The organism is uncultured Prevotella sp. (assembly GCF_946407605.1).
Taxonomy (GTDB): Bacteria; Bacteroidota; Bacteroidia; order Bacteroidales; family Bacteroidaceae; genus Prevotella.
Genome location: NZ_CAMJOS010000017.1, coordinates 22,866 through 44,512 on the forward strand (window position 1 = coordinate 22,866; position 21,647 = coordinate 44,512).

Consider the following 21,647-nt stretch of genomic DNA (forward strand, 5'->3'; position numbering starts at 1 on the left):
ATGAGTCTGTGCAAAATTAGTTAAAAGTTTGTAAAAGACAAAAGAATTTCAGATAAATGTAGTACTTTTGTAACAAATTAACTAAACTGTGTTTTTGTGCGCATGAAAAGAGTATTGATAGCAGAGGACAATGACAGTAACTACATCCTCATGACTTACATCCTGAAAAACCGCTATGAGTTTGAAAGGGCTGTTGACGGACAACAAGCCGTGGATATGGTAATGACAGGACGTTTCGACTTGGTGCTCATGGACATCAAGATGCCTAAGATGGACGGACTGGAGGCTACCAAGTTGATTAAGGAGAAGAACCCTGAAATGCCTGTCATTGCATTGACTGCCAACGCTTTTGAAAGCGATCGTCAGATGGCAATAGAGGCGGGATGTGTGGAGTTCCTTACGAAGCCCATCAGCAGTCAGCGTTGTCTGGCAGCTATCGCCCAGTTTGTTGGCGAGTAGTATCCTCTGTTCCTGTTTTTCCTGTCGCGGATGCAATAATCCTTATAAATGAGGATTGTGCTTGTCGAAAAAAACATGTACCTTTGCACCCGCAATCAAAAAAGATAGTTATGAATAGGATAATAATGACAGGGCTGATGGCCCTCATGACAGCTGCGGCATGGGCCGTAGGAACGGAAAATGTCCAGCCCGCGCTGGTTAACGACACCAGCAGGGTGGTGGACCTTGATGAAGTGGTTGTGGTGCCACAACCTAAAGAGGGCTTCTCCCTCAGACAGCAGTGCATGAATAGCACAGCTTTTACTTCTAATGAGTTGAATCGTCTTGAGATTCGCAACCTCTCACAACTGGCTGACTATGTTCCCTCTTTTGCGATGCCGCAATATGGCAGTCGTCTCACATCCTCTATGTATATAAGAGGTATAGGTTCGCGCGTGAACAACTCAGCCATTGGCATTTACTACGATCATATTCCTCTGATGTCGAAGTCGGCCTTCAACACACATTTCTATATGATTGACCGTGTTGACGTGCTGCGCGGACCGCAGGGCACACTCTATGGCGCCAATACCGAGGGTGGCATCGTACGAGTGTACTCTAAGAACCCAATGAACTATCAGGGCACCGATATCAACATCTCGGCAGGTTCGGCTTTTACACGCAAGGCAGAGGTGGCACATTTCTATCGTCCCAGTGATAAGCTGGGCTTGATGGTTGCTGGTTTCTATAATGGCCAGGATGGATTCTTCTATAACAACAATCTGGAGGAATACAACGACAAGATGGACGAGGCCGGCGCTAAGCTGCGACTGGTTTGGAAACCCAAGCAGCACCTGACGCTGGATCTGACCAGTGACTATCAGTATACCAACCAGAACGGCTTTGCCTATGGACTGTATGATGCTGACAATGACGAGACCGCGAAGCCCTCAACGACCACGATGAACAGCTATCGCCGTCAGATGGTCAACACTGGTCTGAACATCACCTACGATATGCCGTCGCTGATTCTTAACTCGACCACCAGTCACCAGTATCTCTGGGATCGAATGAATATGGACCAGGACTATGTGGTTGCAGACTATATGCGTCTGCAGCAACAGCAGAAGATGAACGCCCTGACGCAGGAGCTGGTGCTCCGCTCGAAGTCTACTGGCGGTTGGCAGCACACCACAGGCGTGTTTGGTTCTTATCAGTGGCTGCATACCGACGCTCCCGTATTTTTTGGCGATGAGATGGGCAGTTTTATCATGACACAGTGGGGCATGCCTGCTGCAGTCGCCAGCATGTTGTCGTTCCAGAACAACTGGGTGCCTGGCGATTTCCACACACCACAGCTGAACCTCGCTGCCTATCATGAGTCGAACCTCTGGCTCAACGACCGTCTGAAGATCACCTTGGGACTGCGTTATGACTACGACCAAGTGAAGATAGACTATAACACCAGTGCGAAGTTCGACCTGGCTGTCAATGCCCGAGGTACTGTTACTACGCACTCGTACCTCTCGCAGCTTGCCTCAGAGCAGAAGGATTCCTATCACCAGCTGTTGCCGAAGATTGGTTTCACCTACTCACTCTGCGAGGAAGGCTGTAACGTCTTTGCAGTGGTAAGTAAGGGCTATCGTGCAGGTGGCTATAATATTCAGATGTTCTCGGAGATCTTCCAGACCGAGGAGCGCGCACTGGGTAGCCAGCTTAGTTCCATGATGACTGCCGACTATACCGTAGAGCATACCGCAGAACAGTTGGAGAATATCAACAAGACCATCTCCTACGAGCCTGAGGAAAGCTGGAACTATGAGATGGGACTGCATCTCAATCTCTTTGACCACAAGCTCAAGGTCGATGCCTCCGCTTTCTATACACAGATTCGCAACCAGCAACTTTCAGTGATGGGACGTGACTATGGTTATGGACGTATGATGGTCAATGCTGGTAAGAGCCGTAGCTGTGGTATTGAGTTGGCACTGCGCGGACAGGCTTTCGACGACCATCTCTCATGGGCAGCCACCTATAGTTACACACGTGCCACCTTCAAGGAGTATACGGACAGCGTCTCTACCAGCGAGGGCTATAAGGCCGTTGACTACAAGGATAAGTTCGTGCCCTTCATTCCTCAGCATCAGTTCAGTGCAAATGCTGACTATCACTTCGATATAAAGGATGATGTGCTTCATGGCATCACGATTGGTGCTAATGTCAAGGGCCAGGGCAAGACCTACTGGGAGGCAAACAACGAACAGTACCAGAAGTTCTATGCTACCCTGGGTGCTCACCTTACTTTCAACTTCGGTAAGCTTGATGTGGATATCTGGGGACGCAACATTACTGGCACGAAGTACAACACCTTCCTGGTGAATAGCGCGCTGACCCAGCAGAGTTTTGCTCAGCAGGGCCTTCCCTTCCACGCTGGCATTGATGTCAGGATGCACTTCTAAACACAAATAATACAATAGAAAAAGCTCGCTTCGGCGGGCTTTTTTGTGTTTGTGAGACATATTGAAAAGAAAAAGCAACGTTTTTCAAAGCGTTGTTGACGAACTGAAAAGACGCGCGGACATCTAAAGAAGTATTTCATGTGTATTATATCTACCTTTGCAAAGTTGAAGCGCTATGTTCATAAGCAAACAAGGAATCACAATAAAAAAATCAAAAACGTATGAAAACCAAAAGACAAATCTGGAAGCAAGGTCGGTATTGGCTACTGGCTGCTGGGTTGCTGCTGTCATATGGCGGTGGTCTGATGTCTTGTTCGGATTACGACTTAGATGAGACCACCCCCGACGGATGGGGTTCGAGCATCTACAGTTGGCTGGACGAACAAGGTAACTACACTAACACGGTGAGGCTCATTGATGATCTGGGCTATCGTGAGGTGTTGTCAAAGACTGGTTCTAAGACCCTGTTTGTAGCCGACGACGAGGCCTTTGCAAGGTTCTACAGGGACAAAGTCTGGGGAGCCAGCAAGTATGAAGACCTGACAGTGTCGCAGAAGAAACTGTTGCTCTTCGGCAGTATGATGGACAACTCCATGCAGCTGAACAGCCTTTCGAGTATCGAGGGTAACCCACCTCAGGAGGGAGAGTGTATGAGACGTTACGCGTCGAGTTCTCCGTTTGACTCTGTTGCTGTGCTCACAGCAAAGGATATGCCCGACAACCCCTATTGGAAGCGTTATCGTGAGAATGGCTCTCCAATCGTGTGTATGACGGACAACTCGCAGGTTCCTCTGATACAGTTCATTGAAAAGCAGTTAGTCAACAAGCGCATTACCAATGAGGACTATTACATCCTCACCAATAAAAAGGCTGAGCGCCAAGCCGGCGATGCCAGCATCAATGGTGTTGACGTAGAGAATCCCAATATTAAGTGCTCTAACGGTTTCATCCACAAGATGAAGGAAGTTGTGACGCCATTGCCTAACATGGCAGAGTTGCTGCGTACCAAACCCGCTGCCAGTAAGTTCAATAAGTTGCTGGAGCGCTTCTGTGCGCCCTATCCTCTGTCAAGAGAGCTTGTTCAGCAGTACAACTATCTCTACGATACCAACGTGGATACAGTATTCCAGAAGCGTTTCTTCTCTGAGAAGTCGCAAAACGGTGTCTCCGTGAATACATTGCCTGACCGCATGACAAGCGTAGAGAAGATTCGTCTGAAGTTCGACCCCGAATGGAACGACTACTATGCCGGTCTGAACGATGCCGAGGGTAATATTGCCATGCAGCGTGACATGGGTGTCATGATGGTGCCCAGCGACGAGGCTATGGATGAGTACTGGGAAAACGGTGCCGGTAAGGTGTTGCGTGACTACTACCACACATGGGAGAATGTGCCCGACAACGTTATTCTCAAGTTGATAAACAACAACATGCTGAATTCGTTTGTCAGCTCAGTGCCTTCAAAGTTCAGCAGCATCCTCAACGACGCTAACGATCCCATGAAGGTGACCAAAGAGAGCATCGACTCTGTATGGCTGGCTTGTAATGGTGCCGTCTATCTGACGAATAAGGTTTATACGCCTACAGCCTATGTCAGCGTGTCGTTCCCTGCTCTTATCAACGAGACGATGAGCATCATCAACTGGGCCATCGACCGACAGATCCTGCAGTTCGACGTTTATCTGAACTCATTGAATTCATACTATAGCTTCTTCATTCCCAAAAACGAAGCCATGTTGCAGTATATCGACCCCTGCTCGTACGGCAAGAGTCAGACACAGCTGCTGCGCTTCCATTATGAGGAAGGCAATGGTAAAAGCTTCAAGGAATATGTGTGGGCCAGCGTGTGGAACTATAATGTAGAGACTGGTGAGATTGGCGACTCTATTGGCCGCATCACCAATTTCGACATCATCAAGGACCGTCTGCAGGATGTACTTGAGAACCATATCGTCATTGGCAATGTGGAAGACGGACATGAGTACTACCGTACTAAGGGTGGCAATGAGATCCGCGTCAAGAACGCACATCTTGGCGTTAACGGCATGACTGTTGAAGGCAGTTTCCAGATGAACGAGGGACAGCCGCTTCATGTTTCTTATATCTACGACCAGACCGACGGTGGTAACGGAAAAACCTATATCCTCGAGTCTGAGCCAATCATGACAACCCGCAAGACGGTGCGTAACGTGCTTGCCGACCATCCTGAGTTCTCAAAGTTCCTTGACCTGATGGACGGTAGCGGAATCTTTGAGACACAGCATAACAAGAAATACTCTACAGCAGGCGATAATATCTCGTTGCTCAACACTTATCACTATACAGTTTATGTGCCTACCAACGAGAGTATCCAGGCCATGCAGGATGCTAACCAGTTGCCTACATGGGAACAGGTTGACGCCTACGAGCAGGCTGGCAACCTTTCTGCCAAGACCCGTGACTCGCTGAAGATTGTGAACTTCCTGAAGTATCATATTCAGGATAACGCCCTGTTTATTGGTGCCGAGAAGGACAGCGCCGACTTTGAGACGGCTGTCATCGACCCCTCGACAGAGCGCTTCTATCGTGTGACAGCAGAGCTGACCGACAATGGTATCACCATCTATGATCAGGCCTGCAAGAAGGACAAGTCTCGTGAGCCAGTAAAGGTGGTAACCACAAATCCGAACCTCTTTAATCTGGTGGCTCGTGAGTATCAGTACGATTCTTCCGATGCCAAGAACGCTAATCAAATTGAGACGAGTTCTTCGGCTGTGATTCATCTGATTGACAAACCTCTTTCGTTAGGAGATTAAAGAATTAAAAAATCAAAGCATTTAAACGACCAGTATTATGAAACGACTGACTATTTTAATATTTTCATTTTTTAATTTCCTGATTGCCGCAAACGCTCAGAAGGCAGGTGATGTCATCAGTGGTACAGTGACTGATGACTTCGGTCCTGTGATGAGAGCTAATGTGGTAGAAATTGATGCCTCCAACCGTATCGTTGCCTCTGCGGTGACCGATATGAGTGGTAACTTCTCATTCCGTCTGAAAAATCCGAAGGACAAGTTGCGTATTACCTATGTAGGTCTGAAAACGGTGACGCTGCCCTTCAACAAGACGCATTTCAATGTGAAGATGCAGGATGCCACCCAGTTGGTCGATGTGGTTATCACGTCGAAGAAGAAGACACAGGGCTCTGGTCTTTCCATTCCTGTTGATGAAATCTCGACTTCACAGCAGAGTATCAACATGTCAGAGTTCGAGGGTCTCTCAATGACGACTGTCGACGAAGCCCTGCAGGGACGTATCGCAGGTTTGGATATCATTGCAGGTGGTGACCTGGGTAAAGGAACCACCATGCGTCTGCGTGGTGTGTCGACCATTACGGGTAACAGCCAGCCGCTGATTGTCGTGGACGGCAACATCTGGGAAACGAATATCAACGACGATGTGTCGAACATGAACGAAGAGAAGTTCGCAGAGCTGCTTAACGTCAACCCCGAAGATATCGAGATGATTGAGGTGAAGAAAGATGCTGCCTCTACAGCCATCTGGGGTTCTCAGGGTTCGAATGGTGTTATTGAAATCAAAACCAAGCGTGGTGCACGTGGTAAGACCCGCGTCAACTATAGCTTCCGTTTGACGGGTACTTATCAGCCTAACGGCTATAAGTTGCTGAATGGTGACGAGTATACCATGATGCTGAAGGAAGAATATTTCAACCCCCGCATGAGTGATGATGCCAGTAACATTCAGGAAATCAACTACGATCCGACGTTCTCGGAGTATGAGATGTATAACAACAATACCGACTGGGTCAAGGAAGTGAAGAAGACCGGTTGGCGTCAGAATCACTATCTGTCACTGACTGGTGGTGGTGAGAAGGCTCACTTCCGTATTGGTGCCGGTTATGACCACGAAACAGGTTCTATCATCGAGCAGCAGTTGGATCGCTTCACCTCGCGTGTGAACCTCGACTACTTCGTTTCTGACCGCATCAAGATCGAGACCAATATCGCCCTGACCTATACGAAGAACGATAGGAATAATGGCGATCTGCTCTCGATTGCCTATAACCGCATGCCAAACCTCTCTATCTATGAGCAGGACAAAGACGGTAATGACCTACCTTATTATTATAGTATGCTGCCAACAGTTCATAATGAACTGCGCGACCAGCTGAGCTATATGAACCCTGTGGCACTGGCTTATGAGGCCAAGAGCAAAGGCACCAGTTATAACATTGCACCTGAGTTCAAGTTGCGTTATAACCTGCTGAGCTTGGAAAACGACAAGACACGTCTGAGCTACGAAGGTAAGGTGGTGTTCAACATCTTCAACAGCTACGACGAGACATATATGCCGCTGTCGCTCAGCACATCGGGATGGAACAACTCGAACAGTAATAGCAGCACGTCGAACTCGTCGAAGACCCTGGGTGTGACCATGACGCACTCACTGACCTTTACGCCAGTATTCCGCAATTTGGACCACTCGCTTTCAATGTTGCTGAGTGCACAGACGGTCAGCGGTACCTCTTCAAGTCAGGGCACCGGCGTTTGGGGCCTGCCCAGCGGTACTATCCAGACCACGGCAGCAGAAGGTATTATCAAGAGCATGTCGACAGGTAGTGGACAGTGGCGTAGCGCATACTTCATTTATTCTGTACACTATGCCTATAAGGGTCGCTATATCGCAGACTTCTCTGTACGTCGTGACGGTAGCACCAAGTTCGGTGAGGATGAGCGCTGGGGTAACTTCCCAGGCTTGTCAACACGTTGGAACATCAGCAAAGAGCCTTGGTTCCACAAGAGCCTGCCTTTCGTCTCAATGCTGTCTGCCCGTGCCAGCTGGGGTATCGTAGGTCGCCAGCCTGGTAGTGAGGGTCTGTTCTACAGTCGCTATAACGATGGCCCCGGCTATCTGGGCGTGGGTAGTGTGGCTCCACAGAACATTCAGATGAAAAAGCTGAAGTGGGAACAGAAAGAGAGCTATAACCTGGGTACCGACTTCGGATTCTTTGACGATCGTATCACAGGTAATGTGGAGGTATATTGGGACTTCACCAGCGACCTGCTGCTGTCGGGTCGTGGTATCCCCACCTCGTCAGGTTATTCTTCGCTGAGCTATCAGAATGTGGGTAACATGAAGAATATGGGTTGGGAGTTCAACCTCAATGGTAATCGTATCATCAAGGCTGGTAAGTTCTCTGCTGACTTCAATGTCACGTTTGCTAACAACAAGAACGTGATTACATCAATGGACGAGACCTGTCTCGCCAGCCTGAATAAGGAATATGTGGCATCAGGTAATAATGGTGGTAACAATGCGCCTTACCTGACTCGCGTAGAGCTGAACACAGCTTTCGGTAGTATCTATGGATTCCGCTATAAGGGTGTTTATCAGTACACTGACTATAGCGAAGAAGAGGTACCTGGCGTGAGTGGACCTAATGCTCCTGTAGCTCGTGACAAGGATGGAATTGTCATTATCGACGAGAACAATATGACCAAGGATATGATGTATTTCCCTGGTACCGTCAACTATAAGTTCCGTGGTGGTGATGCTATCTACGAGGATATCAACCATGATGGTCAGATCAACGAACTCGATATCGTTTATCTGGGTTCTTCTCTGCCAAAGTTCACTGGTGGTTTCGGATTTAAGCTGCACTACGGACGCTTCTCGTGGAACAACCAGTTCAACTTCCGTTATGGCAACAAGATTATCAATCAGGCTCGCCGCAACGTGGAGAAGATGTACAACAACAACAACCAAAGCCGTGCAGTGAACTGGCGTTGGCGTGTTGAGGGTGACATCACCGAGATTCCGCGCGCATTATATAAAGAAGGTGTAAATGCATTGCCTTCTGATCGATTTGTTGAGGACGGATCGTTCATCCGTCTGAACTACTCACAGATTAGCTATTCGTTAGATCCGAAGATTATCAAGAAGTGGGGACTCTCACAACTCAGTTTCTACGTTTCAGCTAATAATCTCTTCTGTTTGACAAAGTATTCTGGATCCGATCCCGAGGTGGGATATGGTGGCTTGAGCGGTGTAGCAACCGACAATGCCCAGACTCCACGTGCTAAGTCATTTACTGGCGGTGTGACCATCCAATTCTAACCATAACGATAAACAATAAAGATTGCTAAGTATGAAAAAGATATCTATCATAAAAAGACTTACCAATAAAATAACGGTTATTGGTTATTGCTTATTGGTTATTGGAATCACCACTTCCTGCAATGACTTCCTCGATATTCAGCCAATGAACGAGGTGGTGCTGGAGAACTACTGGAAACAGAAGTCAGACGTGGCCAGTGTGATGAACGCCTGCTATGAGTCGCTGGAAAGCGATGACGCCCTGACAAGAATGATGGTCTGGGGAGAGTTGCGCAGCGATAACCTGAAGGAAGGCGCCAATATACAGAATGACTTGAGGGAGATTCTGAAAGAGAGTTTGCTGCCCTCGAACCCCTATTGCAACTGGGCTAAGTTCTATGAGTGCATCAATCGCTGTAACACGGTGTGCCACTATGCTCCTCAGGTGCAGGCCATCGACCCCAACTATACTGAAACAGAGATGAAGGCTCATGTTGCTGAGGCCACCACATTGCGTGCTTTGGCATATTTCTATCTGATACGCACTTTCCGCGATGTGCCTTATAGCACAAAGCCAAGTATTGATGATACTCAGACATATGTCATTGCTGCAACACCTTTCGACCAGGTGCTCGACACGCTCATCTCCGACTTGGAGAATATTAAGGAGGATGCTGTCCGCAGATACTATGTCGATGAGAGCAACAATGCTTATCAGAACTCAGCCAGAATCACACGCTGGGCTGTCTATGCCCTGCTGGCCGACCTCTATCTGTGGAAAGGCGACTGGGACAAGTCTATCTCTTACTGCGATAAGGTTATTGCGTATAAGCAGCAGCAGTATCAGGAGATGGTGGCCCGTGAAGGTAATGTTAACAACATTGACCTAATCAACGGCATTCCTATGATTCTTGAGAAGCCCGTGGGCAGTACCAACTGTGGCAATGCTTATAATGAGATTTTCGGCACTGGTAACTCTTTCGAGAGCATCTTTGAACTGGTGTTCCGTTCACCTCAGTCTACCAAGAACAGCATGGTAAGCAACTTCTATGGCAACGAGCGCAATCAGGAAGGTCGCCTCAGCGCCACCGACATTCTGTTCAAGGATGTGTCTGCCGGCACTAACAACCTCTTTAAGAGAACTGATGGACGTGCCTATGAGGGTGGTGAGTTGAGAAGCTCACACTATGTGATTTGTAAATATGTGAGAACAAACGTCTCATATAAGACCACACCAACCCCCAATACTGATAAAGACCTGGCACTCAGTGGTACCCGTCGTTCAGAGAACGATGCCTATGCCAACTGGATTATCTATCGTCTCAGCGATATGCTACTCATCAAGGCCGAGGCTCTGATTGAGCGTGGACAGGCAGGCGATTTTGATGCTGCCTTTGAGCTGATTGACATTGTGAATTGTCGTGCAAATGATGCCGTTAACGGTAGTCGAAGCAGTACTTTGAAGAAGACTGACTATATCGATTCGAAGTCGGCCATGGAGAACCTGGTTATCGAAGAACGCCAACGTGAGTTCCTGTTTGAGGGAAAACGTTGGTACGACCTGGTTCGTGTATCTCGTCGCGATGGCGACAATACCCGTCTCATCAATCTGGTTAGTCGTAAGTATCTTGAGAACGTGAACGCTCTGAAGATCAAGCTGGCTGACCCCAACATCATCTATTTCCCCTATTCGAAGAACGAGTTGAAGGTCAATCCGCTTTTGAACCAGAATCCGGCCTTCACCAATAGTGATGATGCTGAGCTGAACAGGTAAGCAACAATGTACAAAGAACAATGAAAAGACTGAAGATTATGATAACCAAAAGCATAAAACAATTCTTTATGGCAGGCCTGCTACTTTGTAGTCTTGCCCCTGTCTTCACAGCATGTGTCGACAATGACGATGATGTGCCTGAGAATTATTATTCTTCCAACAAGCTGACGGCAGCCCAGTTCCTTGAGGAGCGTCCAGAGCTGTTCAGCGATTTTGTGGAAATACTGAAGCGCACACCTTACTTCTCCATGCTGTCCACCTACGGCACATACAGCTCGGCTGGTCTGTTGAAGTACACGGTGTTTGCACCCACTAACGATGGTATTCAGAACTACATGCAACGCATGGGCTATCCCACTATTGAGTCCATTCCCCTGGCCACCTGCGACACCTTGGCTCGTACCCATATTATTAAGAAAGGTGCGTTCTTTACTACCGATGTCGATGAAGGTGCCATGCCTGAGTTGAATATGGATGACTCGTATATCGTGTTGTCCAGCGATTCGGATGTGAACAACAACAATAAGATTATCTATTACATCAACAAGACGGCTCGCATCGTGGAGCGTGATGACTCTGTGATCAATGGTGTGGTACATGTGCTTAACAATACCATCTCTTCGAGCAGCCTGCTGTTGCCCGACAAGATTGCAGAGGACTCTACGCTGACCATCTTCGCTGAGGCTTTGAAGCTGACTGGTATGTGTGACTCGTTGATGAAATATCTCGACGAGAGCTATACCTGCGGTGACGACTCGGTCAATACCGGTACTATGGAACGTTGTACCAGTGGTAGCCAGCAATACACCCGTACCTTCTGGGTGGGCAAGCGCTACTTCAAATACACGGCCTTTGTAGAGCCCGATTCCGTGTTCAACAAGCAAGGCATCACAAACATTGACGAGCTGATAGCCTATGCCAAGAACATCTATGACCAGACCTATCCTAATGATGCCGGTCTCTATGACGATGCACCTGGCTGTAAGCATAATGGCTCTGACTGTATGCTGAAAAACCGTAAGAACCCGCTGAACCGTTTCGTCAGCTATCACTTGCTGCCCCGTATCGGTCAGTATAACAGCTGGGTTGTTTCTGGTACCATCCGTGAGCGCTGTCTTGACACAAAGCTCATAGATCCTGAAGAGTATTACGAGACGATGTGTCCTGGTACCATTATGCGTTTCGCTGGTCCTGCCTCTGGTTTGTTCATCAATCGTCGTGGAGTAGGCGAGCGAGCTGAGCGCGGCAAGTTCATTCGTGGCGTGAAGGTACTGTCACCCTCAGAGTCTGGTTCTGTCGATCAGAATGCCGTCAATGGTGTGTACCACTATCTGGACGACATCCTGGCCTATACACCTGAGGTACGCGATGTGGTGCTCAACCGTCGTATCCGTATTGATGCCACCGTGCTGAGTCCCGACTTTATGAACTGTAATGGCCGTGGCCGCTTTGGTGAGGATATCCTGACAGGCTTCAAGAATGGCTATATCTCCGACTGGAAGACCACAAAGGAAACTTTTGTGGGTGTACATAGTGATGTGGACTATTGGCACTCCTATCAGGCCAATGCCGTCTGCGTCAGCGGACTGTTTGATGTCACCTTCAAGTTGCCTCCTGTTCCGGCAGGCACCTATGAAATCCGTTTGGGTTACACGCCAGGCGATGAGCGTGGTGTGATTCAGGTGTATTTCGAAAACGAGCCTTGCGGCATTCCTGTCGACTTGCGCGTCTATGGCGGTGATCCCAGCATTGGTGCTGTGGCCGACACAGATGATGAAGAAGAGAACATTGCCAACGACAAGGCTATGCACAACCGTGGCTACATGAAGTCAACGGATGTGTGGCATCCGGGTGGCGGTGAAGACTCTATGCGTACCTTGAGTCCGCTGCGCCGTATCCTGACTACGAAGAACCTGAGCGAGGGCGAGACCTATCATCTGCGTTTCCGTCAGGTACTCGATGATAACCAGCGTTATTGGTCGTTCGACTATATAGAACTCTGTCCCAAGAGCGTTTATGGAAGCCCAGAGGGAGAGGATACACACTAAGAATTGATAATTGATAATTGACAATTGAAAGTTATGATTAGCAAGAATATCAAACATTATCTCGTTGCAGGTTGTGTCTGCTGTGGCATCGCTACAGCCTTCACGGCCTGTGCCGATTGGAACGACCATTATGGCGACAGCGCAACAGAAAGCAATGGTGGCGTTACGCTGTGGCAGCAGATGCAGTCAGAAGCTCAGTTGAGTGATTTCTGCAAGGTGCTTGAAGAAACCAAGGTGTTCCGTATGCACAAGAAGACCGTTGTCAGCTATGCCGACCTGCTGAATAGTGGTCAGTCGTTTACAGTGGTAGCCCCTGTGAATGGCTCGTTCAACTGTGACTCGCTGCTTCAGCTGGTGCAGACCAACCAGGGCGACTCGCTTGTCGAGAAGTTCTTTATTCTGAACCATCTCTCCCGTTCCACCACGTCAGTCAAGGACTTTGACCAGTCCATGCGAATGCTTAACTCAAAGAATGTGGTGTTGGGCGGAACAACTATTCAGGGTGTGACGGCTATCGACTTCAACAAGCACAGCCGTAATGGTGTGCTCCATATCGTTTCGAAGCCTCTGCCTTATCTCCATAGTCTCTATGAGAGTCTGTGTGACCTTCAGGAGATGTCGGCTATCGGTAGTCTGCTCCGTCTTTACGACGAGGACTATTTCGATGCTGACGCCTCTGTTTCCAGTGGTATTGTCGAAGGCGTTCCCGTCTATGTAGACTCTGTGATTATCGAGCGTAATCGTCTGTTACAGCAGATCGGTCTCATCAATGCCGAGGACTCCACCTATTGGGTAGTGGCTCCCAGCTCAGCAGGCTGGCAGAAGGCCTATAGTGAGGCAGAAAAGTATTTCACATACGACAAACAGGTACTCAAGCGTGACTCTCTTCAGCAATATTGGACGATGCGTGCCTTACTTGATGATGCAATCTTTAATATGACTGACCAGAAGTCGGAGGATGCCACACAGGATTCCATCGTTTCTGTGCCCTACATGCAGTGGCGCAAGACCTATGTTGCAGGTAAGCCCAAACTCCATGTGTTCAGCAATCCGTTCAAGGCTGGCGGCATTTTCGATGGTGCCAAGAAGATTTCATGTAGCAATGGTGTGCTCTATCAGGTTGATGAGTGGCCTTTCACTCCTGAGCAGACTTACTTCCAGCAGTTGTGGAGCGAAGGTGAGAACACCGCATTGATTACAGACTACAAAGACTGTACATATAATGTGCGTCGTGAGGTGGCTGATAGCATCTCCGACAATGCTTACCTGCAGATTGTGCCAGGCTCCAGCACCTCAAACTGGACGATGACCTTCCGCGTCAACAACACCCTCGCCGGCAATTACGACTTTGGTGTGGTGGTGCTGCCTAAGCGTGTTTCTGACCAGATTGCTCCCGATACGCGAGCCTGTAAGTTCAGGGCCACCATTACCTATGTTGATGCTGATGGCAAGGAGCAGAGCTTCAACTGCAACAAGACGACGTTTGAAACCGACCCTACGAAGGTTGATACTGTCTGGATTGCTCCCGATTTCAATCTCCCCGCCTGCAACTACGATCAGAAGGACATCAAGGTCACTGTGAAGCTGCAGTGCTACATCTCCGCCAAGGAAACGTCTTCGTATGCCCGCGAGATGTATCTCGACTGTATCTATCTGCGTCCCCGAACCTCTAAAGCCGAATAACTATGAAGAAGTATATATTATCTGTAGTCATGCTGTTGGCAACCATTTCGCTGGCAGCTCAGGAGAACACAAAAGTAGTGACGGGCCGTGTTGTTGATGCCGCCACAGGACAGCCTCTGGCGGGTGTCATCGTGTCAGCCTACGGCAATCAGCGTCGTACCACGATGACTGACGAGACGGGCTACTATGAGTTGAGTGTGCCGGAAGAAACTCGTTCGGTCATCATGCGTGTGGAGGGTTATAACCTGCAGCAGCGTGCCATTGCCGACGGGAAAGCCAACGCCCAGCTTTATAGTAATGCGTTCAGCGAGACCTATCAGACACAGACCACAGCAGTGCTCAGCTCTCAGGCAGGTCAGTTTGACAACACCTCTGAGTTCAGCATCGACCCGTTGATAACCCAGCGCTTGGGTGGTGATGTGCGTAGCGTTAACCGTAGTGGCATCCCTGGCATGGGTAACATCATGCTTGTCGAGGGTATCAACTCACTCAATGCCAACGCTCAGCCGTTGATAGTTATCGATGATGTGATCATGGATATGCAATACTCGCGTGAGATGCTCCACGATGGTTATTATAATAACCTCCTGGCTAATATCAATGTTAACGACATCGAGACAGTCACGGTGCTCAAGAACGGTACCGCCCTCTATGGTGCCAAGGGTGCTAATGGTGTCATCGCCATCAAGACCAAGCGTAACAAGTCTATGGCCACAAAGATTGATGTGACCATCAACGGACGCTATGAGTTGGTGCCCCGTCTGCCTCAGATGATGAATGCAGACTCGTATCGTCTCTATGCCACAGAGTTGCTGAACGGAACCATGGATCCCAACATGATTGGCAAGATGAAATTCCTGAACAACGAGCCCACCTATTTCTATTATAACCAGTATCACAACAATACCGACTGGACTGACGAGGTTTACAAGAACGCTTTCTCGCAGAACTACGGTATCAACGTGCAGGGTGGTGACGATGCCGCTTCTTACAACCTCTCGGTAGGCTATTCGCTGGGCAACAGCACGCTGCGTGAGAACGACTATTCTCGTTTCAGCATGCGTCTGAACTCTGACATCAACATTACCAAGGACCTGAGCGTGCGCTTCGACGCTTCTTACAGTGATGTGGACCGTGACCTGCGCGACGATGGTGCTTCTGCCGATCCGTTGGGCACCGTTATTACCTCTCCTGGTTTCCTGGCGCTGGCTAAGTCGCCGTTCCTTTCGCCCTATGCCTACGACCTCTATGGTAACCGTAGTCATTATTTGGCTGAGGCTGATGACTATCTTGAAGGTAAGTTCCAGGGCCGTGGTCGTCTGGCCAACCCTGTCAGCATCCTCGAGTATGGTGATGGCAAGAACCGCAACTCGTTTGGTAACCGTCTGGTCAACTTCGCCATCACGCCGAAGTATCAGTTCAACCGCCACCTGTCTGTCAGCGAGCATTTCGTGCTGGGACTGGTCAACACCAACGAGAACTACTATCTGCCTATCCAGGGTGTGCCTACCTTCGTTGTCGATGGTTTGAGCGATGATACATCACTCAACAATATTGCGCAGAGCCAGACGGCTCGCGAGACTGCCATCCAGAGCGACACCCGTATCACATGGGAGATCGATCCTACCATCACTTCTCACCTGAAGGTGATGGGTGGCGTGCGTTATCTGAGCACCGACTATACTCAGACGGCACAGGGCGGTTACAACTCGCCAAACGACAAGAAGCCTAACATGACCACCTCCTTGGTGTTCAAGACCACCGGCGGTGCCGATGACCAGACACGCGAGATTACATGGTATGCTTTGGCCGACTATAGTCTGAACGAGCGCTACTATCTCAATGCAGGCATCTCTGCCCAGGCTTCTTCACGCTTTGGTGCCGATATCAGTGGTGGTCTCAAGCTGTTCAACACTGTGTGGGGCTTCTTCCCCAGCGTTGAGGCTGCTTGGGTGATGACCAACGAGAAGTGGCTGTCAGGTGTCAAGGGTATCGACTACCTGCGTCTCAACGTGGGCTTTGACATCACCGGCAATGATGATATCAACTATATCGCCTCGCGTTCTTATTTCGTTTCAAAGCGTATGCTGGGTGAGCTGGCCACCGGTAAGGTCATCGGCAATATCGGTAATACCGATCTGCAATGGGAGACCACCCGCAGGCTGACGGCCGGACTCAACGGTAACTTCTTCAATAACCGCGTCAATACCCAGTTCAATATCTATAAGAGCTGGACATCCAACCTCCTCTCTCTGCGCCAGCTGGCATGGACCAGTGGTCTGCAGGAAAACTGGAGTAACGATGGAAAACTCGAGAACCTCGGCTTCGATGTCACCATTGGCTGGAAGGTATTGGCCTTGAAGGACTTCACTTGGGAGCTGGGCGCTTCGGCCGGACACTATACTAATAAGGTGACAGCCCTGCCCGACAACAAGAGTGTGAAGACTGACATCTATGGTGCCACCATCCTTACTCAGGTGGGACAGCCCGTAGGACTGTTCTATGGCTATAAGACCGACGGTGTCTATTCCAAGACTTCTGAGGCTCAGGCCGATGGCTACTATGTAAAGAAGCAGAATGGTGATAATGCTTATTTCGAAGCAGGCGACATGCGTTTTGTCGACATCAATCACGACAAGTGTATTGACGAGAACGATATGACCATTATCGGCGACCCCAACCCCGATATCTATGGTTCTATCTTTGCCAACTTCACTTACAAGAACTTTGCGCTGAATGCGGTGTTCAACTATTCGTTGGGCAATGACATCTATAACTACCAGCGTTCGCTGCTCGAAGGCGGCACCTACTTCCTCAACCAGACCACGGCAATGAACAACCGCTGGACGACAGAGGGACAGCAGACCGACATTCCACGCATCAGTTATCTTGACCCCCTGGGCAATTCACGCTTCAGCGACCGTTGGATTGAAGATGGCTCTTACCTGCGTCTCAGCAGCGTCACCCTCAGCTATCACCTGCCTATACGCAGCACCTACCTGCAGGGTATCACCGTCTGGGGCAATGCCAACAACCTCTTCACTATCACGCGCTATCTAGGCAATAATCCTGACTGCGCCTTGGGATCTAATGTGCTGACGCAGGGCATCGACCGTGGTCTGCTCTCTGCCGGACGTTCCTTCTCACTGGGTGTGAATATCAACTTGTAATTAATTGATAATTGAAAATTGATAGTTATGATTACAAAAAGCATAAAACAATTCTTCATTGCAGGTTCTGTGTGCTGTGGCGTTGCCGTAGCCCTTACGTCCTGCGCTGACATGCTCGAAACGGATTCAGAACTGGTGGAATACGAGAAGGATAACACCCTTGATCATCCCACTGACTCGGTATACAGCATGATGGGCATCATCAACAAGATGCAAGTGATAGCTGACCGTTCTGTTCTGTTGGGCGAGGTTCGTGGCGACCTTGTGTCAACCACAGAGGCTGCTTCTGCCGACCTGAAGCGCCTGGCCAATTTCGATTTTACGCAGGATAACAAGTACAATCAGGTGAGCGACTACTATGCCGTCATCAACAATTGCAACTATTATCTGGCCCATATCGACACCACCTTGCAGCGTCGTGGTCGCATTCTCTTCCAGCGCGAGTATGCTGCTGTCAAGGCTTTCCGTGCATGGACCTACCTCGAACTGGTCAAGGCCTATGGCAGTGTGCCTCTTGTCACGACACCTATGATGACCGAGCGTGAGGCTAACGATGCTCTCAACATCACTCCTAGCAATATCAAAGAGGTGTGTCGGTATTTCATTGACGACCTCAAGCCGCTGGTCGAAGTTGAAGTGCCCGACTTCGGTACTATCGGTGACTATAAGTCTGTGGATTTCTTCCTCCCCATCAAAGCCCTGCTGGGCGACCTCTATCTCTGGTCTGAGCAGTACAATGATGCCGCCTACTGGTATCACGAGTACCTGAACAATCAGGATAAGGTCATCATGATGGAAAAGGATAACCGTGTGTTCTGGGATGGCATTTCCGAGTATCTCAACCCCAGAAATACCTATCAGGCCGACAAGACCGAGGAGATTCTGAGTTATATCCCCATGGAGACCCAGATATTCGATGGTACTGTGAGCGACCTCATCAATGTGTTCTGTTCTACCAAGAACAATAACTATTACGCTCAGCTGATTCCTTCGAAGGCCATCTATCAGCTCTCTTCCAGCCAGATCTACTGCACCGAGCACAAGACCGAGGTGGCTGTCGACACCGTTTATGCACCGCGCACAGGTCTGCTGTCCGATATCTATCTGGGCGATCTGCGCCTGTCGGCTGTCTTCAGCGAAAAGTCTGTCGATGGTCAGGACGCTTATTCCGAGTACTCGCAGCTGCGCCATGAGAACAAGAAGTTTATGGCCAACTCGTCATTGACGACTAAGGATCGTATCACCACCTATCGCAGTCCTATGGTCTATCTGCGCTATGCCGAGGCTCTCAACCGTGCAGGCTATCCCTCTTCGGCCTTTGCTGTGCTGAAGTACGGTCTGTGTGCTGAGCATGTGGACAACTATGTTGATCCTCGTGAGCAGGTCGCTGCTGGCGACCTCATCGCGTTCCGTAGCGAATTCAGTCACGACAATACCGTAGGTATCCATTCACGCGGTTCTGGCGACAGCCATTGCAATGCCAAGTATACGATGCCTATGCCTAAGGAGGCTCAGGCCAGCTATGAGGATACTGTCAAGTGTCAGATTCCGTTGGTCGAGGATCTCATCATTGATGAGATGGCACTCGAGGGTTCTTTCGAGGGCAACCGCTTCTATGATTTGCTGCGTGTGGCCTCACGTAAAGACCGTGACGCCTCTTACCTGGCAAACCGTATTGCTCAGCGTGACGGGTCTGAGAATGCAGCCCTTAAGGCTCTGCTCATGAACAAGGATAATTGGTTCCTGCCATTACCGAGATGAGAAAAGAAGTGTCAGAAAACCACGTTTTTTGACACCATAATGCAAAAATGAAAATAAACGAAACATAATTGTAAATGAGTCACGCAAAAAGTGTGTAACTTTGCACCGTCATTCGAAAGAATTGTTTTAGGTAAAATAATAGTAGTGATTCATTTTATAGTTATAGTTAGTAGTTGGATTTTAGTTTTGTAGTATATTAGTTATGGTAAACTAATGAAAACGACCGCCCGTATGAGAATATAGGCGGTCGTTTTTTTATACGAAAGTGAAACTTATACAAAAGCTAAATATGAAACAGTACCCCATACTCCTTTCCTTGTGCCTTACAGCCCTTACTGCTGTCGCACAGCCCCGCTTTAGTCAGCCCCATGGGCTCTATGAGGCGGGAACCCTCACCGTGGCTATCACCGGTAGCGAGACAGCAGAGATAAGATACACCACCGATGGTAGTGCCCCCACCATGCAGAGTCAGCTCTATTCATCGCCCCTTACCATTAGCAAAACCACGATACTTCGGGCTGCCGAGGTGTTAGGTGACTCGCTCTCGCCTGTGGCCACTGCCTCGTATTTATTCATTCCGTCAGTACTGAGTCAGCCCAATAACCCCGCAGGCTATCCGGAAGAGTGGGGCGCCTATACGCAGATTCGTGGTGTGGCGAAAGCAGACTACGAGATGGACCCGGAGATGACTGAAGACCCGGCTTTGCGTCCTCTGATTGCCGAAGGTCTGAAGTCATTGCCTATCCTCTCTATCGTTGCCGACAAGGGGCATTTCTTCAGCCACGACAACGACCCCGAGGAGGGTGGCATCTATATCTTCACTGGTCCACCAGTAGGCGATGCCACAGGTCATGGCTGGACGCGTCCTGCCAATATCGAGCTGATAGGTGGTCCGCAAGGTCATGATTTCACGGCTCTCTGCGGTGTGCGCCTCCATGGCGGTCATGGTCGTCTGGCCGAGAAGAATCCCAAGCACTCGTTCCGACTGGTGTTCAAGAAGGAATATGGTAAGAAAACCATGAAATACCCGCTGTTTGGACCCGATGAGCCCAGTCAGTTCGATCAGTTGGTGTTGCGTTGCCATTTCGGCAATGCCTGGCAGCACTGGGATAGCGGCAACCGCCGTAAGGCACAATATACCCGCGATGTATGGATGCGGCGTATGCAGCGCAAAATGGGCCATACCAGCGTCAATGCGCTCTATGTCCATCTGTTCCTCAACGGCATGTATTGGGGCATCTATAATATTGCCGAGCGTGTTGACGACCAGTACGGCAAGGACCATCTCGGTGGCAAGAAAAGCGATATCGACGTCATTAAGATAGAAGAGTCTGGCGGCAACCATATCGAAGCCAGCGAGGGCGACCTCACAGCGTGGAAGCTGATGACTGAGATTGCAGCTAAGGCTGACGATGATGCTTATTATCAGCAGCTCGACACGCTGCTCGACATCCCTGCCTTTATCGACTACATGCTCATCAATCAGTATGCCGGCAATACCGATTGGGACCATCACAACTGGTACGCTATCCGCCGCCATAACAACGACAGCGCGCTGAGCACCGGCTTCCGTTTCCTCTGCTGGGACTCGGAGATTGTCTTTGATAATGTCTACGAGAATGTGCTCAGTAAGAACAACGGCCGGCAATATCCCACCGGCATCTTCCAGCACCTGCTGAATAACGATACCTTTGCGCGTCAATATGTCCGTCGTGCCAAACAGCTGCTGGCCGATGATGGTCTGCTGGGTGAGGCTTCTGTAGTAGCGCTGTGGGACAGCCTCTACAATACCATCTCCACCGCTCTATATGATGAGGCTGCACGTTGGGGCGACTACCGCCGCGATGTACACCGTTGGCAGTCGGCAGGCCACCTGTATACCGTCGATGACTATTATCAGGCCGAGCGCGAGCGCCTGCTCACCGAGTATTTCCCCTTCCGTAGTGACTGGGTTCTCGAGGATATCCTCTCTTATGTCGATATCGACGATACCGATGATGATGCCTCCATCGTCACCACCCCTTCTCGCCGCCATTCCGACCGTCAGTTATATAATCTCCAGGGTCAGGCAGTATCCCGTCCCCGTCCGGGACTATACATTCGCAATGGTAAGGTGGTTATTTTCAAAAAATAGCACTTTTCTTTTTGTATTTGTTTCATACAACCCCTAAAGGCATGATAATCAATCATACAATAACGAGAAATAGTTGTTGAAAGA

At 49.4% G+C, this 21,647-nt stretch carries 10 protein-coding genes; all 10 read left to right on the forward strand.

Going from position 1 to position 21,647, the window contains the following annotated elements; translation table 11 throughout:
- The first annotated feature begins 102 nt into the window (after window positions 1-102).
- The 10 genes from Q0R57_RS08535 (at window position 103) to Q0R57_RS08580 (ending at window position 21,563) form a co-directional block, all read left to right on the forward strand.
- A complete protein-coding gene (locus Q0R57_RS08535) occupies window positions 103-459 on the forward strand; it encodes a response regulator (protein WP_294746030.1) in 357 nt (118 codons plus the stop codon).
- A gap of 110 nt (window positions 460-569) precedes the next feature.
- A complete protein-coding gene (locus Q0R57_RS08540; protein ID WP_294746034.1) occupies window positions 570-2,897 on the forward strand; it encodes a TonB-dependent receptor in 2,328 nt (775 codons plus the stop codon).
- 221 nt (window positions 2,898-3,118) lie between these two features.
- Entirely contained in the window at window positions 3,119-5,692 is a 2,574-nt protein-coding gene (locus Q0R57_RS08545) for a hypothetical protein (protein WP_294746038.1), read from the forward strand.
- A 37-nt stretch (window positions 5,693-5,729) separates the two neighbouring features.
- Entirely contained in the window at window positions 5,730-9,014 is a 3,285-nt protein-coding gene (locus Q0R57_RS08550) for a SusC/RagA family TonB-linked outer membrane protein (protein WP_294746040.1), read from the forward strand.
- A 31-nt stretch (window positions 9,015-9,045) separates the two neighbouring features.
- Window positions 9,046-10,767: a RagB/SusD family nutrient uptake outer membrane protein gene (locus Q0R57_RS08555; RefSeq protein WP_294746042.1), complete on the forward strand. Its 1,722-nt coding sequence runs from the start codon at window positions 9,046-9,048 to the stop codon at window positions 10,765-10,767.
- Window positions 10,768-10,787: 20 nt separating this feature from the next.
- Window positions 10,788-12,815, forward strand: a complete 2,028-nt coding sequence (locus tag Q0R57_RS08560) for a fasciclin domain-containing protein (protein WP_294746044.1) — start codon at window positions 10,788-10,790, stop codon at window positions 12,813-12,815.
- A gap of 33 nt (window positions 12,816-12,848) precedes the next feature.
- A complete protein-coding gene (locus Q0R57_RS08565) occupies window positions 12,849-14,498 on the forward strand; it encodes a fasciclin domain-containing protein (protein WP_294746045.1) in 1,650 nt (549 codons plus the stop codon).
- 2 nt (window positions 14,499-14,500) lie between these two features.
- Window positions 14,501-17,668, forward strand: coding sequence for a SusC/RagA family TonB-linked outer membrane protein (locus Q0R57_RS08570; protein ID WP_294746046.1), 3,168 nt, complete (start codon window positions 14,501-14,503; stop codon window positions 17,666-17,668).
- A gap of 27 nt (window positions 17,669-17,695) precedes the next feature.
- Window positions 17,696-19,429 (forward strand): RagB/SusD family nutrient uptake outer membrane protein, encoded by a 1,734-nt coding sequence (locus tag Q0R57_RS08575; RefSeq protein WP_294746047.1) that lies wholly within the window; start codon window positions 17,696-17,698, stop codon window positions 19,427-19,429.
- A 289-nt stretch (window positions 19,430-19,718) separates the two neighbouring features.
- Entirely contained in the window at window positions 19,719-21,563 is a 1,845-nt protein-coding gene (locus Q0R57_RS08580; RefSeq protein ID WP_294746049.1) for a CotH kinase family protein, read from the forward strand.
- Window positions 21,564-21,647 lie beyond the last annotated feature (84 nt).